Annotated in this window: 18 protein-coding genes; 5 read left to right on the forward strand and 13 right to left on the reverse strand. The window is 71.6% G+C overall.

Annotated elements, in window-relative coordinates:
* Positions 1-171 precede the first annotated feature (171 nt).
* Both IAI59_RS21155 and IAI59_RS21160 read left to right on the forward strand, forming a co-directional pair.
* Entirely contained in the window at positions 172-747 is a 576-nt protein-coding gene (locus tag IAI59_RS21155; protein ID WP_207415295.1) for a TetR/AcrR family transcriptional regulator, read from the forward strand.
* A 29-nt stretch (positions 748-776) separates the two neighbouring features.
* Positions 777-1,493: a trypsin-like serine peptidase gene (locus IAI59_RS21160; protein ID WP_207415294.1), complete on the forward strand. Its 717-nt coding sequence runs from the start codon at positions 777-779 to the stop codon at positions 1,491-1,493.
* 138 nt (positions 1,494-1,631) lie between these two features.
* Here the strand turns inward: IAI59_RS21160 and IAI59_RS21165 are convergent, their stop codons facing one another.
* The 11 genes from IAI59_RS21165 to IAI59_RS21215 form a co-directional block, all read right to left on the reverse strand.
* Positions 1,632-2,306, reverse strand: a complete 675-nt coding sequence (locus IAI59_RS21165) for an OmpW/AlkL family protein (RefSeq protein WP_207415293.1) — start codon at positions 2,304-2,306, stop codon at positions 1,632-1,634.
* Between the two features lie 190 nt (positions 2,307-2,496).
* Positions 2,497-4,737, reverse strand: a complete 2,241-nt coding sequence (locus tag IAI59_RS21170; protein WP_207415292.1) for a xanthine dehydrogenase family protein molybdopterin-binding subunit — start codon at positions 4,735-4,737, stop codon at positions 2,497-2,499.
* On the reverse strand, positions 4,734-5,243 hold the full coding sequence (locus IAI59_RS21175) for a (2Fe-2S)-binding protein (RefSeq protein ID WP_207415291.1): 510 nt from the start codon (positions 5,241-5,243) through the stop codon (positions 4,734-4,736). The genes IAI59_RS21170 and IAI59_RS21175 overlap by 4 nt, the downstream gene beginning before the upstream one ends.
* Before the next feature lie 58 nt (positions 5,244-5,301).
* A complete protein-coding gene (locus IAI59_RS21180) occupies positions 5,302-6,726 on the reverse strand; it encodes a cytochrome c (protein WP_207415290.1) in 1,425 nt (474 codons plus the stop codon).
* Between the two features lie 148 nt (positions 6,727-6,874).
* Positions 6,875-7,840 (reverse strand): Bug family tripartite tricarboxylate transporter substrate binding protein, encoded by a 966-nt coding sequence (locus IAI59_RS21185; RefSeq protein ID WP_207415289.1) that lies wholly within the window; start codon positions 7,838-7,840, stop codon positions 6,875-6,877.
* Positions 7,841-7,930: 90 nt separating this feature from the next.
* A complete protein-coding gene (locus IAI59_RS21190; RefSeq protein ID WP_207443958.1) occupies positions 7,931-8,899 on the reverse strand; it encodes a Bug family tripartite tricarboxylate transporter substrate binding protein in 969 nt (322 codons plus the stop codon).
* 48 nt (positions 8,900-8,947) lie between these two features.
* On the reverse strand, positions 8,948-10,096 hold the full coding sequence (locus tag IAI59_RS21195; RefSeq protein WP_207415288.1) for an acyl-CoA dehydrogenase family protein: 1,149 nt from the start codon (positions 10,094-10,096) through the stop codon (positions 8,948-8,950).
* A 12-nt stretch (positions 10,097-10,108) separates the two neighbouring features.
* On the reverse strand, positions 10,109-11,296 hold the full coding sequence (locus IAI59_RS21200) for an acyl-CoA dehydrogenase family protein (protein WP_207415287.1): 1,188 nt from the start codon (positions 11,294-11,296) through the stop codon (positions 10,109-10,111).
* A gap of 12 nt (positions 11,297-11,308) precedes the next feature.
* Complete coding sequence (locus IAI59_RS21205; RefSeq protein WP_207415286.1) at positions 11,309-12,487, reverse strand: acetyl-CoA C-acyltransferase; 1,179 nt, start codon at positions 12,485-12,487, stop codon at positions 11,309-11,311.
* Positions 12,484-14,136, reverse strand: a complete 1,653-nt coding sequence (locus IAI59_RS21210) for an AMP-binding protein (RefSeq protein ID WP_207415285.1) — start codon at positions 14,134-14,136, stop codon at positions 12,484-12,486. Before IAI59_RS21210 ends, IAI59_RS21205 begins: the two co-directional genes overlap by 4 nt.
* Positions 14,133-16,172 (reverse strand): 3-hydroxyacyl-CoA dehydrogenase NAD-binding domain-containing protein, encoded by a 2,040-nt coding sequence (locus IAI59_RS21215; RefSeq protein WP_207415284.1) that lies wholly within the window; start codon positions 16,170-16,172, stop codon positions 14,133-14,135. The genes IAI59_RS21210 and IAI59_RS21215 overlap by 4 nt, the downstream gene beginning before the upstream one ends.
* Positions 16,173-16,307: 135 nt before the next feature.
* Here IAI59_RS21215 and IAI59_RS21220 point away from each other — a divergent pair, with 135 nt between their 5' ends.
* Positions 16,308-17,117 (forward strand): IclR family transcriptional regulator, encoded by an 810-nt coding sequence (locus tag IAI59_RS21220; protein WP_207415283.1) that lies wholly within the window; start codon positions 16,308-16,310, stop codon positions 17,115-17,117.
* Positions 17,118-17,182: 65 nt separating this feature from the next.
* Complete coding sequence (locus IAI59_RS21225) at positions 17,183-18,160, forward strand: Bug family tripartite tricarboxylate transporter substrate binding protein (RefSeq protein WP_207415282.1); 978 nt, start codon at positions 17,183-17,185, stop codon at positions 18,158-18,160.
* Between the two features lie 19 nt (positions 18,161-18,179).
* Here the strand turns inward: IAI59_RS21225 and IAI59_RS21230 are convergent, their stop codons facing one another.
* Positions 18,180-18,926 (reverse strand): hypothetical protein, encoded by a 747-nt coding sequence (locus IAI59_RS21230; protein ID WP_207415281.1) that lies wholly within the window; start codon positions 18,924-18,926, stop codon positions 18,180-18,182.
* A 137-nt stretch (positions 18,927-19,063) separates the two neighbouring features.
* Between IAI59_RS21230 and IAI59_RS21235 the strand changes: the two genes are divergently transcribed.
* Positions 19,064-19,471: a DUF1810 domain-containing protein gene (locus IAI59_RS21235; protein ID WP_207415280.1), complete on the forward strand. Its 408-nt coding sequence runs from the start codon at positions 19,064-19,066 to the stop codon at positions 19,469-19,471.
* Positions 19,472-19,479: 8 nt separating this feature from the next.
* Here IAI59_RS21235 and rsgA read toward each other — a convergent pair whose 3' ends face one another.
* Positions 19,480-20,547 (reverse strand): ribosome small subunit-dependent GTPase A, encoded by a 1,068-nt coding sequence (gene rsgA / locus IAI59_RS21240; protein WP_207415279.1) that lies wholly within the window; start codon positions 20,545-20,547, stop codon positions 19,480-19,482.
* Positions 20,548-20,598 lie beyond the last annotated feature (51 nt).

Consider the following 20,598-nt stretch of genomic DNA (forward strand, 5'->3'; position numbering starts at 1 on the left):
TCGGTTTCCTTGCGGCGATCGCGCCGGAACCCCTGTTCCGGCGTCGGGGATGCGTTCATATACGTCCCGTATGAAACCAGATTGCCGCATACGGCCCGTATGTCAACTGACATACGGGCCGTATGCGGAGAAACGGAGTTACCGGTGGCCCTTGGGCAGCGTGCGCGAACCATGCAGGAAACCCGGGACAGGCTGATCCAGGCTGCCCGCGCGGCCTTTGCGGAAAAGGGGTTCGCGGCATCGTCCATGGATGAGCTGACCGCCGCCGCCGGGCTGACGCGCGGCGCGCTGTATCACAACTTCGGCGACAAGAAGGGCCTGCTGCGCGCGGTGATCGAACAACTCGATGCAGAGATGCTGGCCAAGGCCCGAAAGGCACGAAACAGCGCGCACACCCCCTGGCTGGGCTTTCTGGCCGAAGGCGTGGCCTATATCGAGTTGGCGCTGGAGCCCGAGATCCAGAGGATCATGCTGCTGGATGGACCCGCCGTCTTGGGCGACCCCTCGCAATGGCCGGGGCAGAATGCCTGTCTGCAAACCACCACCGATAGCATCGCCGCGCTGATCGAGGCGAAGACCCTGCGCCCCGTGGATGCCGAGGCCGCGGCGCGATTGATCAACGGAGCGGCGCTGAACGCCGCCCTTTGGGTGGCCGCGTCGGCGGACCCGCGCGCCGTGCTGCCCAAGGCCGTGGAGGCCTTCCGCTGCCTGGCTTCCGGCCTGCTGGCGCCCGGCGCCGGCGGATGAACTTTCGCCCGGTCCTGCGGTGTCTGGTCATGGCCGGCCTGTGGCCCCTGTGCCCCGCCGCCGCCGAGCCGCTGATCCCCCGCGCCGAGCTCCCCGGGCTCGGCGAGCATGACGCGCGCCAGACGGTGGACGCCTCCGCCGCCCCCTGGCGCAGCCTGGGGCGGGTGCAGACCGAGCTCGGTCAGCGCTGCACCGGCACGTTGATCGCGCCGGACCGGGTCCTGACGGCGGCGCATTGCCTGACCGCGCGGCGGCGGGACCAGCTGGTGCAACCCGGCTCCGTGCATTTTCTGCTGGGCTATGCGGCGGGGCGTTTCCAGGCCCACCGGAGGGTGGTGTCCTTTCAGGTCGGGCCAGGCTTCTCGCCGGCGCAAAGCGGCCCCGCCGGCGCCGACTGGGCGATCCTGCGGCTGCAATTGCCGCTCGACGCGCCCACCTTGCCGCTGCGCCCGGCGGCGGCCGGCGACCAGATTGTGCTGGGCGGCTACCAGCAGGACCGGCCGGAAGTCATCATGGCCGACAACCATTGCCAACTGCTGCAGATGGGGCGGCTGGCCGGGCTGACGGTGGTGGCGCATGGCTGTGCCGGCACCCGTGGCGCCAGCGGCGCGCCCCTGCTGCGCGACAACGGCAACGGCGACTGGTCCGTCGCCGGCATCGCCGTTGCCGCCAGCCGGCACCAGGCCGGCGGCATCGGTGTTCCGGCCCAGGCCATCCGGCCTTCGGACACAAACAGGCCCCCCTGACGTTCAAAGCTTGCCGCGCATCGGCGCCTTGACTTCCGGCGCGGACAAGGCGGGCGCCGGCGGATCTCCGGCACAACCGCGCGCCAGCGGCACTGCCAGGCCGAGCAACAGCAACGCCAGCAACCAGCGGCGCCAGGCTCAGAAGCGAAAGGACAGACCGACGGTGGTGACCACTGGGTTAGGCTGCACCTCCACCCGCACGGGTGCCAGCCCGTGCGAGGTCGGCGCCATGCCCTTGCCGTCGAACGACAGCCAGATCTTGCGGGCGTCCAGGTAAAGCGACAGGCGTTCCGTCAGCCGCAGATCGACGCCGGCCTGCAACACCGGGCCGAAGCTGTCGGCGATGCGCAGATCCGGCAGGCTGCCACCGCGGGTGCGGAACACGAAGGTGTAGTCGAGGCCGCCGCCGACATACGGGTCGATCCAGCCCTGGCCGAAGGGGTGGAACTGCAACCCGGCGATCACCGAGCCATAGGTCACCTTGCGCAGGACACCCAGGCGCTCCAGCGCACCTTCCCCCTGCAGCGACACGGTGGGCGGAATGCCGGCCAGCAGCGACATGCTCCACAGCGGCGAAAAGCGCCAACCGGCCTCGGCGGTGGCCACCGCATGGCTGTCGAATGCCACCCTGGCATTGTCGATGGCAGTGCCGCGCGTGCTGGCGCTGCCGCTCGTCCTGTAATCGACCACGCCGGCGCCGAGACGCACGAAGTAGGGAAACACCTCGGCCGGCGCGAAGCCAGGTTGAGCCGGCCGTGGGTCAGGCTGGGGCGTTTGCGACGCGGCGGACCCGGCGGCGAGCCACCAGGCCACCCCGCCCGCCAAGCAACAGCGGTACGACCGTCCGGTCAGGCGACGGAACTGAGCTGGCATGGCGGCACCGATCGACGGATGAAAAAAAGCTGGCCGCCAGGGCGCGTGGCGGGTGACCGGGCAATATGGCGCCCAGCCCCGTCAGGCAATCCGTAAATTTCTTCTGGTGTAAAATACTTCCCTATTTATTTCATACACCGATCGCAGCCTTCACCCGCTCCCGCGTCAGCGGCACGTCGCGCAGCCGCAACCCCGTGGCGTCCAGGATGGCATTGCCGATGGACGCGCCGGTCGGGCCCTGCCCCGTCTCGCCCGCGCCCAGAAAGGGCATGCCCGGCCGCTCGACGATATGCACCTCGATGCTGTCCGGCACCTCCTGGAACCGCAGGATGGGATAGGTGGACCAGTCCACGCTGGTGATGGCGGCATCGTCCCAGGTGGTGCTTTCATACAATGTCCAGCTGGCGGATTGCAGGATCGCGCCTTCCACCTGGTTGCGCAGCCCGTCCGGGTTGACGACCTGCCCGCTGTCCACCGCCGCCACGGCGCGCAACAGCCGCACGCGCCCGGTTTCATGCGACACCTCCACCTCCGTCGCCACGGCGCAATAGGCGGCAAGGTTCTTGTAGCGCGCGAAGCCGAAGCCGTAGCCCCGGCCTCGCGGCGCCCGCTGCCCCGGCTTCCAGCCGAAGCGGGCGGCGGCGGTCTCGATCACCTCGCGCGCCCGCGCATCCTCCATGTGTTGCAACCGGAAGGCCACGGGGTCGGTGCCGGCGGCGCGTGCCAGATCGTCCATGAAAGTCTCGATGGTGAAGACGTTCATGTAGGCGCCGAGCGAGCGCATGGCCGACGTATGCAGCGGCATGTCCCGCAGGAAGTGGTGCACCACCCGCCCGCCCGGCAGGTGGTACAATGGAATGCCGTTGCGGTCCCCGGCGCCTTCCGGCTGCGGCGCGGGCTTGGGCTCGGGCATCGGGAACGGCTCGGCCACCAGGCGCGCGGCCAGCAGCGCGCCGGCCGACCCGGGGCGCATGTTGTGCGAGGAACTCCACACGCCGTAGTCCCAGTCGACAATGCGGCCGCCGGCATCCAGCGCCGCTTCCACCTCCGTCACCATGCCGGGGCCCTGGGGTTCCCAGCCGTTTTCCTGTTCGCGCATCCATTGCAGCCGCACCGGCCGCCCCGGCACGGCGCGGGCGATCAGGGCCGCATCCGCCGCCGCGTCGTCCGCGCCGTTGTGGCCGTAGCAGCCGGATCCCTCGGCATGGATCACCCGCACCTTGTCGGGCGGCAGGCGCAGCATCTCAGCGATGGCGGCGCGGTCGGGATAGACGCCCTGGGTGTGGCTCCACACCGTCACCGCGCCGTCCACCCAATGCGCCAGCGCACAGGATGGGCCGATCGAGCCATGCGCCTGGTAGGCGCGGGTGTAGCGGGCGCGCAGGCGCTTGGCGGCCTGCACCGGCCGGCGATTGTCCAGAATGGCGATATCCTCCGAGGGCAGTGCCTGCAGCACCCGGAAGATCTCATCCTGCTTCGCCAGGGGCGGGCCAGGCTGCCACTGCGCGGCGGCGGACAGCGCGCGCATCGCCTTGATGGCCTGCCATTCCTTGGCGGCGACCACGGCCAGAAAATTGCCGTCGCGCACCACGGCCACCACGCCCGGCATGCGTTCCACCGCGCCGCTGTCCAGCGCCCGCAGCGTGGCGCCGGGGCCGGCGGGGCGCACCACGCGGGCGTGCAGCATGCCGTCCGGCCGCATGTCCTGCACATAGGCCGCGCCGCCCGTCACCTTGCCGGGGATGTCCAGCCGCTGCACCGGCGTGTTCATCACCGTGAAGCGGCCCGGGTCCTTCAGTTGCGCCCCGGGCACGGCGCGGCCGCTCAGCGCCTCGGCCTGCACCAGCCCGCCGTAGTCCAGCCGCTGGCCCGCGGGGCCCAGCACCGCGCCGTCCTCGGCACGGCAGGTGGCCGGGTCGGCGTTCCACCGCGCAGCGGCTTCCGCGACCAGGATGGCGCGCACCTGCGCCGCCGCGTTGCGGATGGCGGTGCCGCTGTCCTGCATGGAGTGGCTGCCCGCGGTGTAGCCCTCGTTCGGCGTGCGGCCGGTGTCGGCGGTCACCATGGTGATCCGTGCGGGGGGGACTTCCAGCTCCTCCGCCGCCACCTGCATCAAGGCGGTGCGGATGCCCTGGCCCAGCTCGGCCTTGCCGGTGAACACGGTCACCGCGCCGTCAGCCCCGATGCGGATCCAGCTGTCCAGCTCCGGGCTGGATTGCAGGCTGCCCGGCAGGCCGGGCGTGCCGTCCGGCACCTGCGACGCCGCCGGATGCGCCAGCGAGAAGCCCAGCACCAGCGCCCCGGCGCCCGCCAGCACGCCGCGGCGGGACAGCACCGGGCCGGCGGGGGGCGGCTGCCTTTGCGCGCTCATCGCACCACGCTCCCGCTATCGCCCGCGGCCGGCGCCGCCGCCTCTGCCGTTTGCATCAGCCCGGCGGCGCGGCGCACGGCGCGCAGAATGCGCGCGTGGGTGCCGCAGCGGCACAGGTTGGACTGCAACTGGGCACGGATCTCGTCGTCCGTCGCGCGCGGGTTGCGCGCCAGCAGCGCCTGCGCCCGCATCATCATGCCGGGGATGCAGAAGCCGCACTGCGCCGCCTGCTCCTCGATAAAGGCGCGCTGCATGGGCCCCGGTGCCTCGGCCGTGCCGAGCCCTTCCAGCGTGGTCACCTCGCGCCCCTGCATCAGCAGGACGGGCGTGACGCAGGAAAACACCGCCTGGCCATCCACCATCACGGTGCAGGCACCGCATTGCCCCAGGCCGCAGCCATACTTGGCGGCGTGCAGCCCCAGCTCGTCGCGCAACACGTAGAGCAGGGGGGTATCCGGCTCCACCTCCACCGTGTGCCGCTGCCCGTTGACGACCATGGTCACCATGAGGAGCTTCCTCCGTAGGAAATGGGGGCCGCGCGGCCCGGGACACGTGGCGGGGTTGTCATGGCCGCGCCGGGTCGGCCGGCGCGTCGCGCGTGGTCACGGTGGGGCGGGCCGAAGGGCCGTGGTCGCGGCTCCGCGCCGCCCCCACCGCTGCCGCCACGTTGTCCCAGGCCGGGCGGCCGCCGCCGAAGTCGGCGCGCAGGTATTGCGCCAGCATCGCGAGCTGGCGGTCATCCAGCGTGCCACGGAAGCCCGGCATGATCGGCGCCCGCTCGCCGGCCGAGGCCGGCAGCCCGTCCAGCACCACGTTCAGGAGGTTGCCCGGTGTCGGGCCGGTGATGCCCGTGCTCAGCGCCAGGTGCAGCCCGCCAAAGGGGAGCGGCCGCCCGGCCTCATGGCAGCCGGCGCAGGCGGCGGCGTAGATGGCGCGCCCCTCAGCCGCCGCGCCCTGGCCAGGCGGCACCGCCTGGCTGTCCCCGGCCGTGGGGCGCGAGCCCGGGCCGGCGGGCCGCGCCCGGTCCAGCGCTTTCGCCGCTTGGTCCTGCCTTTCGGCAGAGGGCGCGCCCATGCGCCCCACGACGTAGTGCGCGATGGCCCGCACATCCGCTTCCGGCACCGAAGCGAGGTTGCCCACCACGGGTGCCATGGAGCCACGCGCGATGCCGTGCTGCGCGTGCCAGCCCTGTTGCAGGTAGGTGGTCATGGACTGCTCGGTCCAGGGCACGGCGGCGGGCGAATCCACGTTCAGCGCATAGGCCTGCCAGCCCTCGGCCTCGCCGCCGGCGAAGTGGGCGTCGCCGCGCTCGGCGCCCAGGGCGTTGCGCGGCGTGTGGCAGGCGCCGCAATGGCCCAGCCCTTCCGCCAGGTATTCGCCGCGCGCCTGCAGCGCCGCCGCGTCGCCGCCCGCATCCGGCGCCACGGCGGCGGCCGGCACCGGCTTGCCGCCTTCCCGGAAGAACAGCAGCTTCCAGCCCGCCAGCACCCAGCGCTGGTTGAGGGGGAACGGCAGCTCATTGGGCGGCGGGGTGGCCGTCACCGGCTCGCGCGTCATCAGAAAGGCGTAGAGCGCGCGGTTGTCCTGGTCCGTGGTGCGGGTGAAGTGGTCGTAGGGAAAGGCGGGGTACAGGTGGCGCCCTTCCCGGTCGAGCCCCTGGCGCATGGACCGGGCAAAGGCGGCCTCGCTCCAGCGGCCAATGCCGGTGTCGGGGTCCGGCGTGATGTTGCTGGAATACACGGTGCCGAAGGGCGTCGGCATGGCCAGCCCGCCGGCGAAGATCTTGCCGCCCGGCGCCGAATGGCAGACGTTGCAATTGCCGATGGCGGCCAGCGTCGCGCCTTCGCGCACCAGCGCCGCGTCAAAGCTGGAAGCCGCGGGCGGCGGGACGGGCGCGATGGCCGGGTGCCAGGCATAGGCGGCAAAGCCACCGACCCCCACAAGCACCACCGCCGCAACCCCCACGGCCAGGTATCCACGTCGGCGCATCAGGGCTGGCCTTGTTCTGTGGATGGCAACCGGGCACGCGGCGCCCGGGCCGGCGGCCTCCCACAGGGGAGGTCAAGCCATTAACGGCGGGACCGGCCAGAGGTTACCGCGCGTTCCACGCGGCAACCAGGGGAAGGCGCGGCGCCGGTCAGTCCGGCTTGATGTTGCCGTCGCGGATCACCTTGCCCCACAGCGCCGTGTCGGCCAGCAGCGTGTCGCGCAACACCGCCGCGTCGCCGGTCTGCACGGTCACGCCGCGCTCCGCCAGCCGGCGGCGCAGCCCCGCGTCATCCGTGGCGACGGTCAGCGCCCGGCCGAGCCGCCCTACCACCGCGTCCGGCGTGCCTGCGGGGGCGAACAGCCCCTGCCAGAACAGCGCTTCGAAGCCCGGCAAGGTGTCGGCCACGGGCGGGATCTCCGGCAGCACGGCCGAGCGCTCACGCGACGAGATGGCCAAGCCACGCGTCCGCCCCTCGCTGATCGGCGGCTGGGCTTCCAGCACCGCCGAGAACATCGCGTGCAACCGCCCCGCCTGCAGGTCGATCAGCGCCTGCGCGCCGCCGCGATACGGCACGTGCACTACCTGGAGGCCGGCCTGGCGCGACAGCATCTCCATGCAGAGGTGGTTCACCGCCCCGGTGCCGGAACTGCCGAAGTTCACCTGCCCCGGCCGCGCCTTGGCATAGGCGATGAAATCCGCGAGGTCGCGCACCGGCAGCGAGGGATGCACCTGCAGCACAAAGGCGCTGCGATAGGCGAGGCCGACCGGGACCAGCGCTTCCAGGGGCTTTTGCGGCGGCAGCTCCGGCTGCAGCGCCGGGTTGATGGCGAGCGACGATGCGCCCATCAGCAGGGTGTAGCCATCGGGCCGCGCCGCCGTCACCGCCTGGGACGCGATGGAGGTGGCGCCGCCCGTGCGGTTTTCCACCACCACCGGTTGCCCGAGGTCCTGGCTCATCCGTTCCACGATCACGCGGGTGCTGAGGTCGGTCAGCCCGCCCGCGCCGAACGGCGTGACGACCGTGACGGCGCGCACGGGGAAGTCCTGCGCCCGGGCGGCCGGATGCGCGAGCATCGCGAGGCCGGTACCGAGCAGGATGCGGCGTGTGGTCATGTGGTGTCCCTCCCGCGGCCCGCGCTTCGGGCGGGTCCGCGGCACGGATTTAATGGCGCATCGACAGGGCGCGCAAATCGCCCCCCCCGGTCAGCCGGCCTTGAGGCCCAGGCGGCGGATCATCTCGCCATCGTCGCGGAACTGCTGCTGCGCCGCGCGGGCGTAGTCCTCGCTGTTCAGGTAGGCCACCGACATGTCCAGCCGTTCCAGCACGGCAAGATGCACCGGGTCGTTCATCGCATCGCGAAAGCCGTCCTGCAGCACGCGAATGACGGCGGGGTCCATGCCGGCGGGGCCGGCCAGGCCGTAGGGCGATTCCGACACAACGTCGATGCCCTGCTCGCGCAACGTCGGCGCATCGGGAAAGCGACGGGCGCGCTCGGCCCCCCAGGTGCACAGCAATCGCAGGCGGCCGTCCTTGACCAGTTCCGCCCAGCCGCTGGCATCCGCCGACACGGTGATCTGCCCGGCCAGCAGGGCCTGCAAATCCTCTGCCACGCCGCGGAACGGCACATGCGTCCATTCGATGCCGCGCGACAGCGCGATCTGCTCCATGGTGATGTGCAACGAAGTGCCGGTACCCGGCGAGCCGTAATTGACCTTGCCCGGATTGGCCTTGGCGTAGTCGAGCAACTCGGAAAAGCTGTGCCACGGCGCATCGGCCCGCACCACCACGCCGAACAGGTAGCCGGTGAGCTGCAGGACCCAGGAGAAGTCCCTGGTCGGGTCGAAGGGCGGCTTGGCCACCATCTGCGGGTAGCGGAACACCGAAACGGGCATCTGCGCCAGGGTGTAGCCATCCGGCCGGGTGCCGATCAGCGCCTGCGCGCCCAGGATGCCGCCGGCGCCCGAGCGGTTCTCCACCACCACCGGCTGGCCGAAGCGGCGGGACGCGGCATCGCACAGCGCGCGCATCTGCACGTCCGTGGTGCCACCGGGCGCGAAGGGCACGAACACACGGACCGGCTTGGCCGGAAAGCGCTCCTGCGCCAGCCCCGGCCGCGCCAGCAGCGTGCCGGCGGCGGCGCCCAGCACGGCGCGCCTGGTTGCCTGTGGCATGATCTCGTTCCTTCCCTGTGGCCGCCCCGGTGTTCCGGGTGCGGGTGGCTACTCGGCTTCGACGATGTTGTCGGCCGCGCTGACAATGGCGAGGTGATGGTCGGTGTCGCCGAAGCTCTTCTCGATCATCGCGAGACGCTTGAAGTAATGGCCTGCCTTGTATTCCCAGGTCATGGCGATCCCGCCCTGGAGCTGCACCGCCTCCTGCCCCACCGTGCGGGCCGAGTTGTTGATCTGCACCTTGGCCGCGGAGATGGCCGCGCGCCGCCGCGTGGGGTCCGGCTCCTCCGTCATCATGGCGGCGTAGAGCGCCATGGAGCGCGCCTGCTCCACCGCCACCAGCATATCCGCCGCGCGGTGCTGCAAGGCCTGGAAGGAGCCGATGGCGACGCCGAACTGCTGGCGCGCCTTGAGGTATTCCACCGTGTTCCTTTGCAGCTCCTCCAGCGTGCCGACGGCCTCGGCGCAAAGCGCCGCGATGGCCACATCGGTCACGTGCTGCATCAGCGGCAGGCCCTGCCCGATCTCGCCCAGGACCGCCTCGGCCGGAACGTCATGGAAGTCGATCTCGGCGCTGCGCAGCCCGTCCTGCGTCGGCATGCCCCGGCGGGACAGGCCGGGCGCGGCGGCATCGACCAGAAACAGCGTGATGCCGTCCCGGTCGCGCCGCGCGCCGGCGGTGCGTGCGCTGACCACCAGCTTGCCCGCGCTGTCGCCATGCAGAACGGCGACCTTGCGGCCGTCCAGCCGGAAGCCATCGCCATCCGCGCGCGCGGTGGTGGATACGTCGTGCAGGTCGAAACGCGAGCGCGGCTCCAGCTGCGCGAAGGCCAGCGTCAGTGAGCCCTCGGCCACCTGCGGCACCAGCGCCGCCCGCAGGGCATCGCTGCCGCCGAGCCGCAGGAAGCCGCCCCCGAGCACGACGCTGGCCATGTAAGGCTCCACCGCCAGGGCCCGCCCCATCGCCTCCATGACGATCATGGTTTCCACCGCGCCGCCGCCGATGCCGCCATCATCCTCCGCGAAAGGCAGCGCCAGCACGCCGAGTTCCGCCAGGCCCGACCACAGCGCGGCGCTGTAGCCCCGGGCGCCGGACTGGTACGCCTTGCGCTTCTCGAAATCGCCGTAGCGATCGGCCATGAAGCGGTCGATGCTGTCCTTGAGGAGCCGTTGTTCCTCGGTGAGGTTGAAGTCCACGCGTGGTTCCCTTCAGAGACCGAGAAAGGCCTTGGCGATGATGTTGCGCTGGATCTCGTTGGAGCCACCGTAGATCGAGACCTTGCGCGCGTTGAAGTAGAGCGGCGCTACGGCATCCACGCCGTCTGGCGGCTCGTTGCGCCCGTCATCGTGCTCCGGCGCCGCCTGGGCATAGGGGCCGGCGATGTCGAGCAGAAGCTCCGTGGTGGCCTGCTGCAACTCGGAGCCCTTGATCTTCAGGATGGAGGAAGCCGGGTCGGGCTTGTCGGCATCCCGCGTGCGCTGCGCCGCGACCACGCGCATCTGTGTGATCTCCAGCGCCTTCAGCTCCACCTCGATGGCGGCGACGCGGCGGCGGAAGGCAGGGTCGTCCCACAGCGTGCCCTCCCCCTCCGCCGTGTCGCGCGCCAGTCGCTTGGCGCGGGCGATGCGCTGTTTGCTCATGCCGATGCGGGCAATGCCGGTGCGCTCGTTGGCCAGCAGGAACTTAGCGTAGTCCCAGCCCTTGTTCTCCTCGCCCACCAGGTTCTCAGCCGGCACCTCGACGTCGTCGAAGAACACCTCGTTGACCTCATGCGCGCCGTCGATGGTCAGCACGGGGCGCACGGTGATGCCGGGGGACTTCATGTCGATCAACAGGAAGGAGATGCCGCGCTGCTTCTTGGCCTCGCGGTCGGTTCGCACCAGGCAGAAGATCCAGTCGGCGTGCTGGCCGAGCGTCGTCCAGGCCTTCTGACCGGACACGATGTACTTGCCGTCCCGCTTCTCCGCCTTGGTGCGCAGGGAGGCGAGGTCGGAGCCCGCGCCGGGCTCGGAGAAGCCCTGGCACCACCAGATGTCCAGGTTGGCGGTGGCCGGCAGGAAGCGCCGCTTCTGCTCCTCCGACCCGAAGGCGGCGATGACGGGGCCGACCATGTAGACGTTGAACTGCAGCGGCAGCGGCACGGCGGCGCGCTGCAGCTCCTCCGTGAAGATGTAGCGCTGCACCGGTGTCCAGTCCTTGCCACCCCATTCCACCGGCCAGTTGGGCGTGGCCAGGCCATGCGCGTGCAGGATGCGCTGCGAGGTGACGATATCCTCCCGCGACAGGTGCCGGCCCTCGCCAACCTTGCGGCGGATCGCGGCCGGAATCTCGGCGCGGAAGAAGCGGCGGAGTTCGTCGCGAAAGGCGATCTCCTCGGGCGTGAAGCGCGGGTCCATGCTCGGTCTTCCTTATGCCAGCTCGATCAACCCGGCAGCGCCCTGGCCGCCGGCGACGCACATGGTCACCACGGCGTATCGCGCGCGGCGCCGCCGGCCCTCCAGCAGCGCGTGGCCCACCATGCGCGCGCCGCTCATGCCGAAGGGATGGCCGATGGAAATGGCGCCGCCGTTGACGTTCACCTTGTCCGGGTCCAGCCCCAGCGTGTCGCGGCAATACAGCGCCTGCGAGGCGAAGGCCTCGTTCAGCTCCCACAGGTCGATGTCGTCCACCGTGAGCCCGTGCCGCGCCAGTAGGCGCGGCACGGCGAAGACCGGCGCGATGCCCATCTCCTCCGGCGCGCAACCGGCGACGGCCAACCCGCGGAAGATGCCCAGCGGCGCGAGGCCGCGCCGCGCGGCTTCCGCCGCCGACATCAGCACGCTGGCGCTGGCGCCGTCCGAAAGCTGGCTGGCATTGCCGGCGGTGATGAAGCGGCCTTCGCGCACCGGCTTTAGCTTGGCGAGCCCCTCGGCGGAGGTGTCGGGGCGGTTGCCCTCGTCCTTGGCCAGCGTCACCGCCTCCTGCCGCGCGTTGCTACCGTCCTTGTCGGCCACCTCGCGCATCGTGGCGATGGGCACGATCTCCTCGTCGAAGTGCCCGGCCTGCTGCGCGCGCGCGGTGCGGCGCTGGCTTTCCAGCGAGAAAGCATCCTGCGCCGCGCGAGAAATGCCGTAGCGCTCGGCCACCAGGTCGGCGGTGTCGATCATGGTGTCGTAGATGTGCGGTTGCTGCGCTTCCAGCCAGGCGTTGCGGTAGTGGTTCCGATTGACGTGCGGCTGCACCAGGCTGATCGATTCCACGCCGCCCGCCACGGCCACCAGCACCTTGTCGACGATGATGCGCTTGGCGGCGGCGGCGATCGCCTCCAGCCCCGAAGCACAGAAGCGGCTGACCGTCAGCGCGGCGGAGGAGACCGGTAGCCCGGCGCGCAGCGCGGCGTGGCGAGCGATGTTGCCGCCCGTGGCCCCCTCCGGATAGCCGCAGCCGAGGATCACCTCCTCCACCGCGTCATGCTCCACCCCCGCGCGCGAGATGGCGGCGCCGATGGCATGCGCGGCGAGGTCGGCGCCGTGCGTGGCGTTCAGGCTGCCGCGATAGGCGCGGCCGATCGGCGTGCGGGCGGTGGCAACGATCACGGCATCGGTCATGCTTGCGGCTCCTGCGCGCGGTCGCGCTCTTCGGCGATGAGGGTGCTGGCCAGCAGCTTGCCGGCGGGCGAGCGCGGCAGGCTGTCGCGGATCTCCAGCGCGGCGGGCATCTCATGCCGGCCCAAGCGGTCGTGCAGGAAGGCCTTCAGTGCCTCCAGCGTCAGCTCCGCCGCACCGGGGCGCAGCGTGACGAAGGCCTTGGCGGACTGGCCGCGGTATGCGTCGGGGATGCCGATGACGATGGCCTCCACGATGTCCGGGTGCTCGTAGAGCGCGCTCTCCACGGCGGCGGGATAGACATTGAAGCCGCCGGAGATGATCATGTTCTTGCGCCGGTCCAGCAGCGAGAACAGCCCGTCGGCATCGAGACGCCCGAGGTCGCCGGTCAGGAACCAGCCGTCGCGGAAGGCCGCCGCCGTGTCCGCCGGCTTGTTCCAGTAGCCGGCGAAGACGTTGGGGCCACGGATGGCGATCTCCCCCGCCTCGCCCGGCGGCAGGGCGCGGCCGGGGTCGTCCATGGCAACAATGCGCATCTCGATCCCCGGCAAGGGCACGCCGATCACGCCGGGGCGGGAGGTCACGCCCACCGGCACGCGCGTGCCGGCCGGCGAGGTCTCGGTCATGCCCCAGCCGATGCGCAGCCGCTGGCCGAACAGCCGCTCCACCTTCTGTCCCACCTCGTGGGGCAGCGGCGCGCCGCCGGAAACGCAGGCGTGCAGGGCGGAAAAATCCGTCCGCGCCGCGTCTGGGTGGTTCAGCAGCGCGATCCACATGGTCGGCACGCCGGTCATCAGCGTCACGCGGTGCTGCGCGATGTCGCGCAGCACCGCGCCGGCATCGAAGCGCGGATGCAGGATCACCTCGTTGCCATCGGCCAGGTGCCGCAGCAGCACGGTGGTCAGCGCGTAGATATGGAACAGCGGCAGCACGCCCATCACGCGCTGCTCGCCCGGTACCATGCGCTCGCCGTCGTCCCAGTGCTGATAGATGCTGACGGCGGCTGTCAGGTTGCCATGCGTCAGCATGGCCCCCTTGGGCAGGCCGGTGGTGCCGCCGGTGTATTGCAACAGCGCCACGTCGCCCGGCGCGGCCTCGGGCCAGTCCGGCACGGGCGTGGCAGCGTCCAGCAGCGGCGACAGCGGTTCCAGCCCCGGCGGAAGGGTGGCGGGCTCGCCGCCCCAGCGGCTGTCCTCGCCCACCAGCACGCGCGCGGCAGCGCCGGTTTCCCACAGCCACTCGGCCTGCGGCAGCAGGGTGGGCAGGTCGGTGGTCACCACCAGCCGGGCGCCGCTGTCCGCCAGCTTGTGCGCCAGCTCGCGCCGCGCATCCAGGGCGGACAGGTGCACCACCCGCGCGCCAAGGCCAGTGAGCGCGAAGAAGCACACCGGGTGCCACGGCGTGTTGGGCAGGAACAGCGCCACGGCCTGCCCCTTTTCGACCCCCAGGGCGCGGAAGGCACCGGCCGCCCGGGCCACCAGGGTGCCGAGATCGGTGTAGCTCAGCCGCTGGTCCCGATAGCGCAGCGCCGGGCGCGCGCCGCCGTTCCGCACCAGCCGCGCGAACATCTCCGGCAGCGTGCTGATGCGCAGCGGCGCATCCCAGCGGCACGCCGCGGGATAGGCACCCTCCCACGGGTGCGGCACTCTCATGCTGCCGCCATGCGCGACAGCGCGTCGGACGGGCGCAGCGTGCTGTCGCCCGAGCGCGCCGCATGGCCTTCCAGCGCCCGCGCGACGCTGGCCGCACCCAGCACGCCCGCATGATACATCGGGCCACCGCGCCAAGCAGGCCAGCCGTAGCCGTGCAGCCAGACCACGTCGATGTCGCCCGGCCGCGCGGCGATGCCTTCCTCCAGGATGCGTGCGCCCTCGTCGATCATCGGGAAGATCAGCCGCTCGATGATCTCCTGCCGGCCGATCGCGCGCCGCGCAATGCCCTGCTCGCCCGCGATGCACTCGATCAGCGTGTGCACCTCCGGGTCCGGCTCTCCCTGCCGCGCCCCGTCGGAATAGCGGTAGTAGCCGCGTCCGACCTTCTGGCCAATGCGCCCGGCCTCGCACAGCGCGTCGGCGACGGGCGCCTTCTTGCCGGTGGCTTTCCGCACACGCCAGCCGATGTCGAGCCCCGCGAGGTCGATCATGGCAAACTGCCCCATGCGGAAGCCGAACTCGACCAGCGCGGCATCCACTTCCTCCGGCGCCGCGCCTTCCAGCAACAGGCGCTCGGCCTGCGCGGTGCGGCGGGCCAGCATCCGGTTGCCGACGAAGCCGTGGCAGGCGCCCACCACCACCGGCTGCTTGCCCAGCCGCCGCCCCAGCTCCACCGCCGTGGCCAGCGCTTCCGGCGTGGTCTGCGCGCCGCGCACCACTTCCAGAAGCTTCATGACGTTGGCAGGCGAGAAGAAGTGCATGCCCAGCACGTCGCCCGGGCGCGCGGTGGCCGCCGCCATGCTGTCGATGTCGAGGTAAGACGTGTTGCTGGCCAGCAGCGCGCCGGGCTTGGCCACGCGGTCCAGCGTGCCGAAGATCTCGCGCTTCAGGCCCAGTTCTTCGAAGGCGGCTTCCACCACCACGTCGGCTTCGACGGCGGCGTCCAGGCCAATCTGGCCCTGGATGCGGGCCAGGCGCCGGTCGCGTTCCTCCGCCGACAGGCTGCCGCGCCGGACAGAAGTGTCGTAATTCGCCCGCACGCGTTCCAGCCCCCGGTCCAGCGCCTCCTGCGAGGTTTCGATCACTGTCACGGGAATGCCGGCGTTGCTGAACACCATGGCGATGCCCCCACCCATGGTGCCGGCCCCGACCACCGCCGCGCTGGCCACCGGCCGGGCGGCGGTGCCGGCGGGCAGACCCGGAACCTGCGCCGCCGCGCGCTCGGCAAAGAACACGTGGCGCAAGGCCTTGGAGCGCGCATCCTCCATCAGCCGCCGAAAGGTCTGCCGTTCGAATGCCAGGGCTTCGTCGAACGGTTTGCTGAAGGCCGCGGCGACGCAATCGATGCAGCCCTGCACGGCGGGGTTGCCGGCCGCCTGCTTGCCGAGGGCGGTGGCCGCGGCCTCGAAATCCTCGTGGGATCCCAGCCCGTCCCGGTCGCGGCTGCGCGGGGGCGGCGCGGCCAGGGCCAGGGCGCGCCGGCGCGCGGCGGGCAGCGCATCGTCCCCCGTCACCTCGTCCACCATCCCCAGGCGCAGCGCGTCCGCCGGGCCGAGGGTGGTGCCCTGCGCGATCAACGGCAGGGCCACGGCTGCGCCGATCAGACGCGGCAGGCGCTGCGTGCCCCCCGCGCCCGGCACCAGCCCCAGCTTCACCTCCGGCAATCCCAGCCGCGCCTTGGGCCCGGCCACGCGGCCGTGGCAGGCCAGCGCCAGTTCCAGCCCGCCGCCCAGCGCGGCACCGTCGATCGCGGCCACCACCGGCTTGGCAGAGCGTTCAAAGGCGTCCACGACGTCCGACAGGGTGGGCGGCACCGGGGGCTTGCCGAACTCGCCGATGTCGGCGCCGGCGATAAAGGTGCGGCCCTCGGCCGCCAGCACAACGGCCCGCACCGCCGGGTCCGCCGTCGCAGCCGCCAGGGCATCCAGCAGGCCGGAACGCACAGCGGCGCTCAGGGCATTCACCGGCGGGCTGCCGATGCGGATCACCGCGACAGCATCCTCCACCAGCAGGCCGACGGGCCGGGCTTGCGTCATAGCGTTTCCTCTCCGGCTTTTCACTTGTAATTCCGCATCGTGGAATTTAGTTCTGCCGATTACTGCAAGGCGTATCCGCCCGCCGGGCGGCTGGTCAAGCACTGCCTGCAGCCCCACGCCGAAAGGAATTCCCCCATGCGCAAGCGCGCGGCCCCACCGCCGGAAGCCGCGGATGAGTCCGGGGATCGCCAGTTCATCCAGGTGGTGGCGCGCGCCATGGCCGTGCTGCGCGCCTTCACGGCGGAGGACAGCGTGCTGGGCAACCAGGAGTTGGCGGCGCGCACAGGCCTGCCCAAGGCCACCGTGTCACGCCTGACCCACACGCTGACCGAACTGGGCCACCTCAGCTACCTGCCCCGCTTCGCCAAGTACCAGCTCGGGCTCGGGCTGGTGCCGCTGGGGCAGCTGGCGCTGGCCAACCTGTCCATCCGCCAGGTGGCGGCGCCGCTGATGCGCCTGCTGGCCGAGGAAACCGGCACCTCCGTCTCGCTGGGCAGCCGCGAGGGGCTGTCCATGCTCTACATCGAGCACTTCTCGCCCCGCACCGCCGTGGCGCTGCAACTTGGCATTGGCTCGCGCGTGCCGCTGGGCCTGACCGCCATGGGGCGCGCCCACTATGCCGTGGCGGGGGAGGCCGAGCGCGCGGCGCTGGACGCCCGCCTGGCGGAGGCCGAGCCGGACCGCTGGCCAGAGATCCGCGCCGGACTGCGCGAAGCGGTGGAGATGCACGCGGCGCTGGGCTTCACCGTGTCGGTCGGCGACTGGAACCGCACGGTGCATGCCGCCGGCGCCGCCTTCGCGCTGCCCAACGGCGGCGGGACCGTCGCGGTCAACAGCGGCGCGCCCGCCTTCATGCTGGGACGCGAGCGCATCCTGCACGAGATCGGCCCGCGCCTCGCCGCCGTGACGCGCCGCATGGAGGCCCTGGCGGGGCTGCGGCACTGAGGGCCTTGGCGGGGATGGCCCCCGCGCCCTAGGCTCTGCGCAACAAAAAAGCCGAGGGAATATCCATGATCGCGCGCCGGCCCCTGTTCGGGGCAGCACTCGCCCTGCCCTTCATCCGCCCCGCCGCCGCCCAGGGCGGCGGCTGGCCCGACCGCCCGGTGCGGGTGGTCGTGCCCTTTCCGCCCGCCGGCTCCACGGACGTGATGACGCGCATTTATGCGGAGCAGCTGCAACAGCACATCGGGCAGAACTTGGTGGTGGAAAACCGCCCTGGTGCCGGCGGCAACATCGGCATGGACGCCATCGCCAAATCCACGCCCGATGGCTACACGCTGGGCATGGCGACGATCGGCCAGTTCTGCATCAACCAGTTTCTGTATTCCCGCATGCCGTGGGACATCGACCGCGACTTCGTGCCCGTGGCGCTGACCTACGAGCTGCCCAATGTCATGATCGCCAGCACCCAGCATTGTCCGGCGACGACGCTGGCGGAGTTCAATGCCTGGGCGGGCGCGCGGCCGCGCGGCATCACCTATGGCAGCCCGGGCGTCGGCACTACGGCGCACCTGTCCGGCGCGCTGTACACGCAGCGCCAGAAGCTGAGCGCCGAGCACGTGCCGTTTCGCGGCGCGGCGCAGATCATTCCCGCCATGCTGTCCGGCGACCTGACCTGCGCGATCGACAACCTCGCCTCCTACATCCCGCTGATCCAGGAAGGCCGGATGCGCGCCTTCGCGGTGACGGACGCGACGCGCTGGCCCAGCCTGCCGGACATCCCCACCATGGCGGAGGCCGGCGTGCCGGACTTCGTGGTCACCTCCTGGGCCGCGATGGTGGCGCCCGCCGGCACGCCGCGCCCGATCCTGGACAAGCTGAACGCCGCCCTGCGTCAGGTGACGGAGAATGAAGCGGTGCAGAAGCGCGCCCAGCAGGCCGGCACGCGCCTGCTGTGGTCCACGCCGGAACAGGCCGCCGAGCGCGGCCGCCGGGAGCGGCCGATGTGGCAGGATGCCGTGCGGCTGACCGGCGCGCGGGCCGATTGAGCGAGCGGCAGGGCGGGCGTCACGGCACGGTGTAGTCGGAGCAGTCCGGCAGCGGCCGGTCCGGCCGGTATTCGCCGGCCGCAGCGCTGAACACCATGCGGCGGGTGAAGCTGCAGGTCGTGTCGCGCCGGCGCACCAAGTCGGCCTGCCGCAGCGGCGGCATCTCGTTGGAGTCCTGCATGCGCGAGGCACCGCGCGGGTAAGCCCACGCCTTTGTGGCGTACACCAGCCCCGGCCGCGCCGCCGTGCCGCCGGGGGCCAGCGTCAGTGTGGCCGAGAACCCGTATTCGTCGTGGCAGGCGCCACGGCGCCGCCGCATGTCGCGTTCGCTGAAGCAGGCACGGATCATCAGCGACCCGGCGATCGGCACGGTCAACACCGGCTTCGCATCTGCTTCCCCCCGCGGCGACAGGTGGAACAACTGCAGCTCCGTGGCGCTGCCACCGCCGCCGGAATAGCCGGTGCTGCTTCGCACCTCGACCCCCGCCAGGAAGCCGCCGTCGCGCAGCGTCACCAGCGCCGGCCAGATGGCGAAGGTGTCGTCCGGCGCCCGGGCCGCCCGGGCCTGGCTGCCAGGGCGAAGCACGGGCGGCGGACTGTCGCCCGCCGGCTCGCCTAGCTGCACGCACCAAGTGGCGTCCGCGGTGCATTGCGTGCCGGGATCGGCGCCGCGCGGGGCCAGCGTCAGCAGCCGTTCGGCGGCGGGAGCCTCGGCGGCCATCGCGCCCGGCGCGGCCAGCAGGGCGATCAGCAGGATTCGGAGCAAGGCGGGGGTGTTCCGGGTCTGGTGTCGGATAACCGGCATCAAGCGCCCGACAGGCGCCCTGGGGCAAGCGGCCGCGCGGCAACGACCGGCGCGGCGCCCCGTTTCATCCCGGGCGGAGCCGTTGGAGGACGACACAGATGTTCGATGCGCAGCGGTTCGTGGCGGCCCAGGCGCCGGTGATCGAAGATGTGCGGCGCGAGTTGCGGGCGGGGCAGAAACGCTCGCACTGGATGTGGTTCGTGTTTCCGCAGATCGCCGGCCTCGGGCACAGCGACATGGCGCGGCGCTACGCCCTGCATTCGCTGTCGGAGGCGCGGGCCTACTTGGCGCACCCGGTGCTGGGGCCGCGGCTGGTGGAATGCACCGGGCTGGTCAACGCCGTGCGCGGGCGCACCATCCGGGATGTGCTGGGCAGCCCGGACGATATGAAGTTCCGCTCCTGCATGTCGCTGTTCGCCGCCTTGAAGTCCGGCGAGCCGGTGTTCGACGAGGCGCTGAGACAATGGTTTGCTGGGCAGGGCGACCCGGGGGGCTACCCGGAATAGCCGACCCGTCAGGGCTGCTTGAGGTCGCGCTTGCCGCTGAGATAAGCGCGCTGCATGCGTGCCTGGCGGCGCCCGGCGGCGTCCTGCGCCACGCGGTCCTTGCTTTGCGTGGACACCGCGAGTTCCTCGCTCAGCTTGCGGAAATGCGCCCAGCGCGCGGGGTCCAGCCGCCCGTCCTCCAGCGCCGCCTGCACGGCGCAGCCCGGCTCGCCCTGGTGCCGGCAGTCGCGAAAGCGGCACTGCGCCGAAAGCTGCTCGATGTCGTCGAACACGGTGCCGAGGCCCTCGTCGGCTTCCACCAGACCCACCTCGCGAATGCCTGGCGTGTCCAGGATCATGCCGCCGCCCGGCAGCAGCACCAGTTCGCGGAAGCTGGTGGTGTGCTTGCCGCGCCCATCCGCTTCCCGGATGCCCTGGGTGGCCATGCGTTCCTCGCCGAGCAGCGTGTTCACCAGGGTCGACTTGCCGACGCCGGAGGAGCCGATCAGCACGGCGGTCTCGCCCGGCCGGATGAGCCGCCTCAGCTCACCCAGTCCCAGGCCCTCGCGTGACGACACCGGCAACACCGGGCAGCCGGCCGCCACGGCGGCCACGGCCGCCGCCTGCTCCGCCACCCGGTCGCCCAGGTCCGCCTTGGTCAGCACCACCACCGGCTGCGCGCCGCTTTGCCAGGCGGCGGCCAGAAAGCGTTCCAGCCGCCGCGGGTTGAGGTCGGCGTTCAGGGAGCTGACCACGAACACCACGTCCACGTTGGCGGCGATCACCTGCACCGTCTGCAGGCTGTCCGCCGCCCGGCGCACAAAGGCGGTGCGGCGCGGCAGCACCGCCTGGATCACGGCCTTGGCCTCGCCCGGATTGGCGGACAGCGCCACCCAGTCGCCGGCCGCCGGGTGGCCGGCCTCGCGCGCCTCGTGGCGCAGCCGGCCCGACAGGCGGGCGGTCAGCGTGCCGCCCTCGGTCACGACCAGGGGCAGCTCGCGGCGGTGCACAATGATCCGCCCGGGCACAAGTCCGGCCCCGGCATGCGGCGCGAAGGCCTGCCGCAGCGCGTCGGACCAGCCGTATTGTTCGATCAAGGGCGGTGCTTCCTTCGGGAAGCCGGGTTGTAGCACCGCCCGCCCGGCAAT

Origin of the sequence: Roseomonas haemaphysalidis, assembly GCF_017355405.1 — a bacterium.
GTDB classification, from domain to species: domain Bacteria; phylum Pseudomonadota; class Alphaproteobacteria; order Acetobacterales; family Acetobacteraceae; genus Pseudoroseomonas; species Pseudoroseomonas haemaphysalidis.

Excerpts from the sequence above, each read along its gene's own strand:
- IAI59_RS21155 (WP_207415295.1), top strand. The coding sequence starts at position 172 with ATGCAGGAAACCCGGGACAGGCTGATCCAGGCTGCCCGCGCGGCCTTT.
- IAI59_RS21160 (WP_207415294.1), top strand. The coding sequence starts at position 777 with ATGGCCGGCCTGTGGCCCCTGTGCCCCGCCGCCGCCGAGCCGCTGATC.
- IAI59_RS21170 (WP_207415292.1), bottom strand. The coding sequence starts at position 4,737 with ATGAGCGCGCAAAGGCAGCCGCCCCCCGCCGGCCCGGTGCTGTCCCGC.
- IAI59_RS21175 (WP_207415291.1), bottom strand. The coding sequence starts at position 5,243 with ATGGTGACCATGGTCGTCAACGGGCAGCGGCACACGGTGGAGGTGGAG.
- IAI59_RS21180 (WP_207415290.1), bottom strand. The coding sequence starts at position 6,726 with ATGCGCCGACGTGGATACCTGGCCGTGGGGGTTGCGGCGGTGGTGCTT.
- IAI59_RS21185 (WP_207415289.1), bottom strand. The coding sequence starts at position 7,840 with ATGACCACACGCCGCATCCTGCTCGGTACCGGCCTCGCGATGCTCGCG.
- IAI59_RS21190 (WP_207443958.1), bottom strand. The coding sequence starts at position 8,899 with ATGCCACAGGCAACCAGGCGCGCCGTGCTGGGCGCCGCCGCCGGCACG.
- IAI59_RS21200 (WP_207415287.1), bottom strand. The coding sequence starts at position 11,296 with ATGGACCCGCGCTTCACGCCCGAGGAGATCGCCTTTCGCGACGAACTC.
- IAI59_RS21205 (WP_207415286.1), bottom strand. The coding sequence starts at position 12,487 with ATGACCGATGCCGTGATCGTTGCCACCGCCCGCACGCCGATCGGCCGC.
- IAI59_RS21210 (WP_207415285.1), bottom strand. The coding sequence starts at position 14,136 with ATGAGAGTGCCGCACCCGTGGGAGGGTGCCTATCCCGCGGCGTGCCGC.
- IAI59_RS21215 (WP_207415284.1), bottom strand. The coding sequence starts at position 16,172 with ATGACGCAAGCCCGGCCCGTCGGCCTGCTGGTGGAGGATGCTGTCGCG.
- IAI59_RS21220 (WP_207415283.1), top strand. The coding sequence starts at position 16,308 with ATGCGCAAGCGCGCGGCCCCACCGCCGGAAGCCGCGGATGAGTCCGGG.
- IAI59_RS21225 (WP_207415282.1), top strand. The coding sequence starts at position 17,183 with ATGATCGCGCGCCGGCCCCTGTTCGGGGCAGCACTCGCCCTGCCCTTC.
- IAI59_RS21235 (WP_207415280.1), top strand. The coding sequence starts at position 19,064 with ATGTTCGATGCGCAGCGGTTCGTGGCGGCCCAGGCGCCGGTGATCGAA.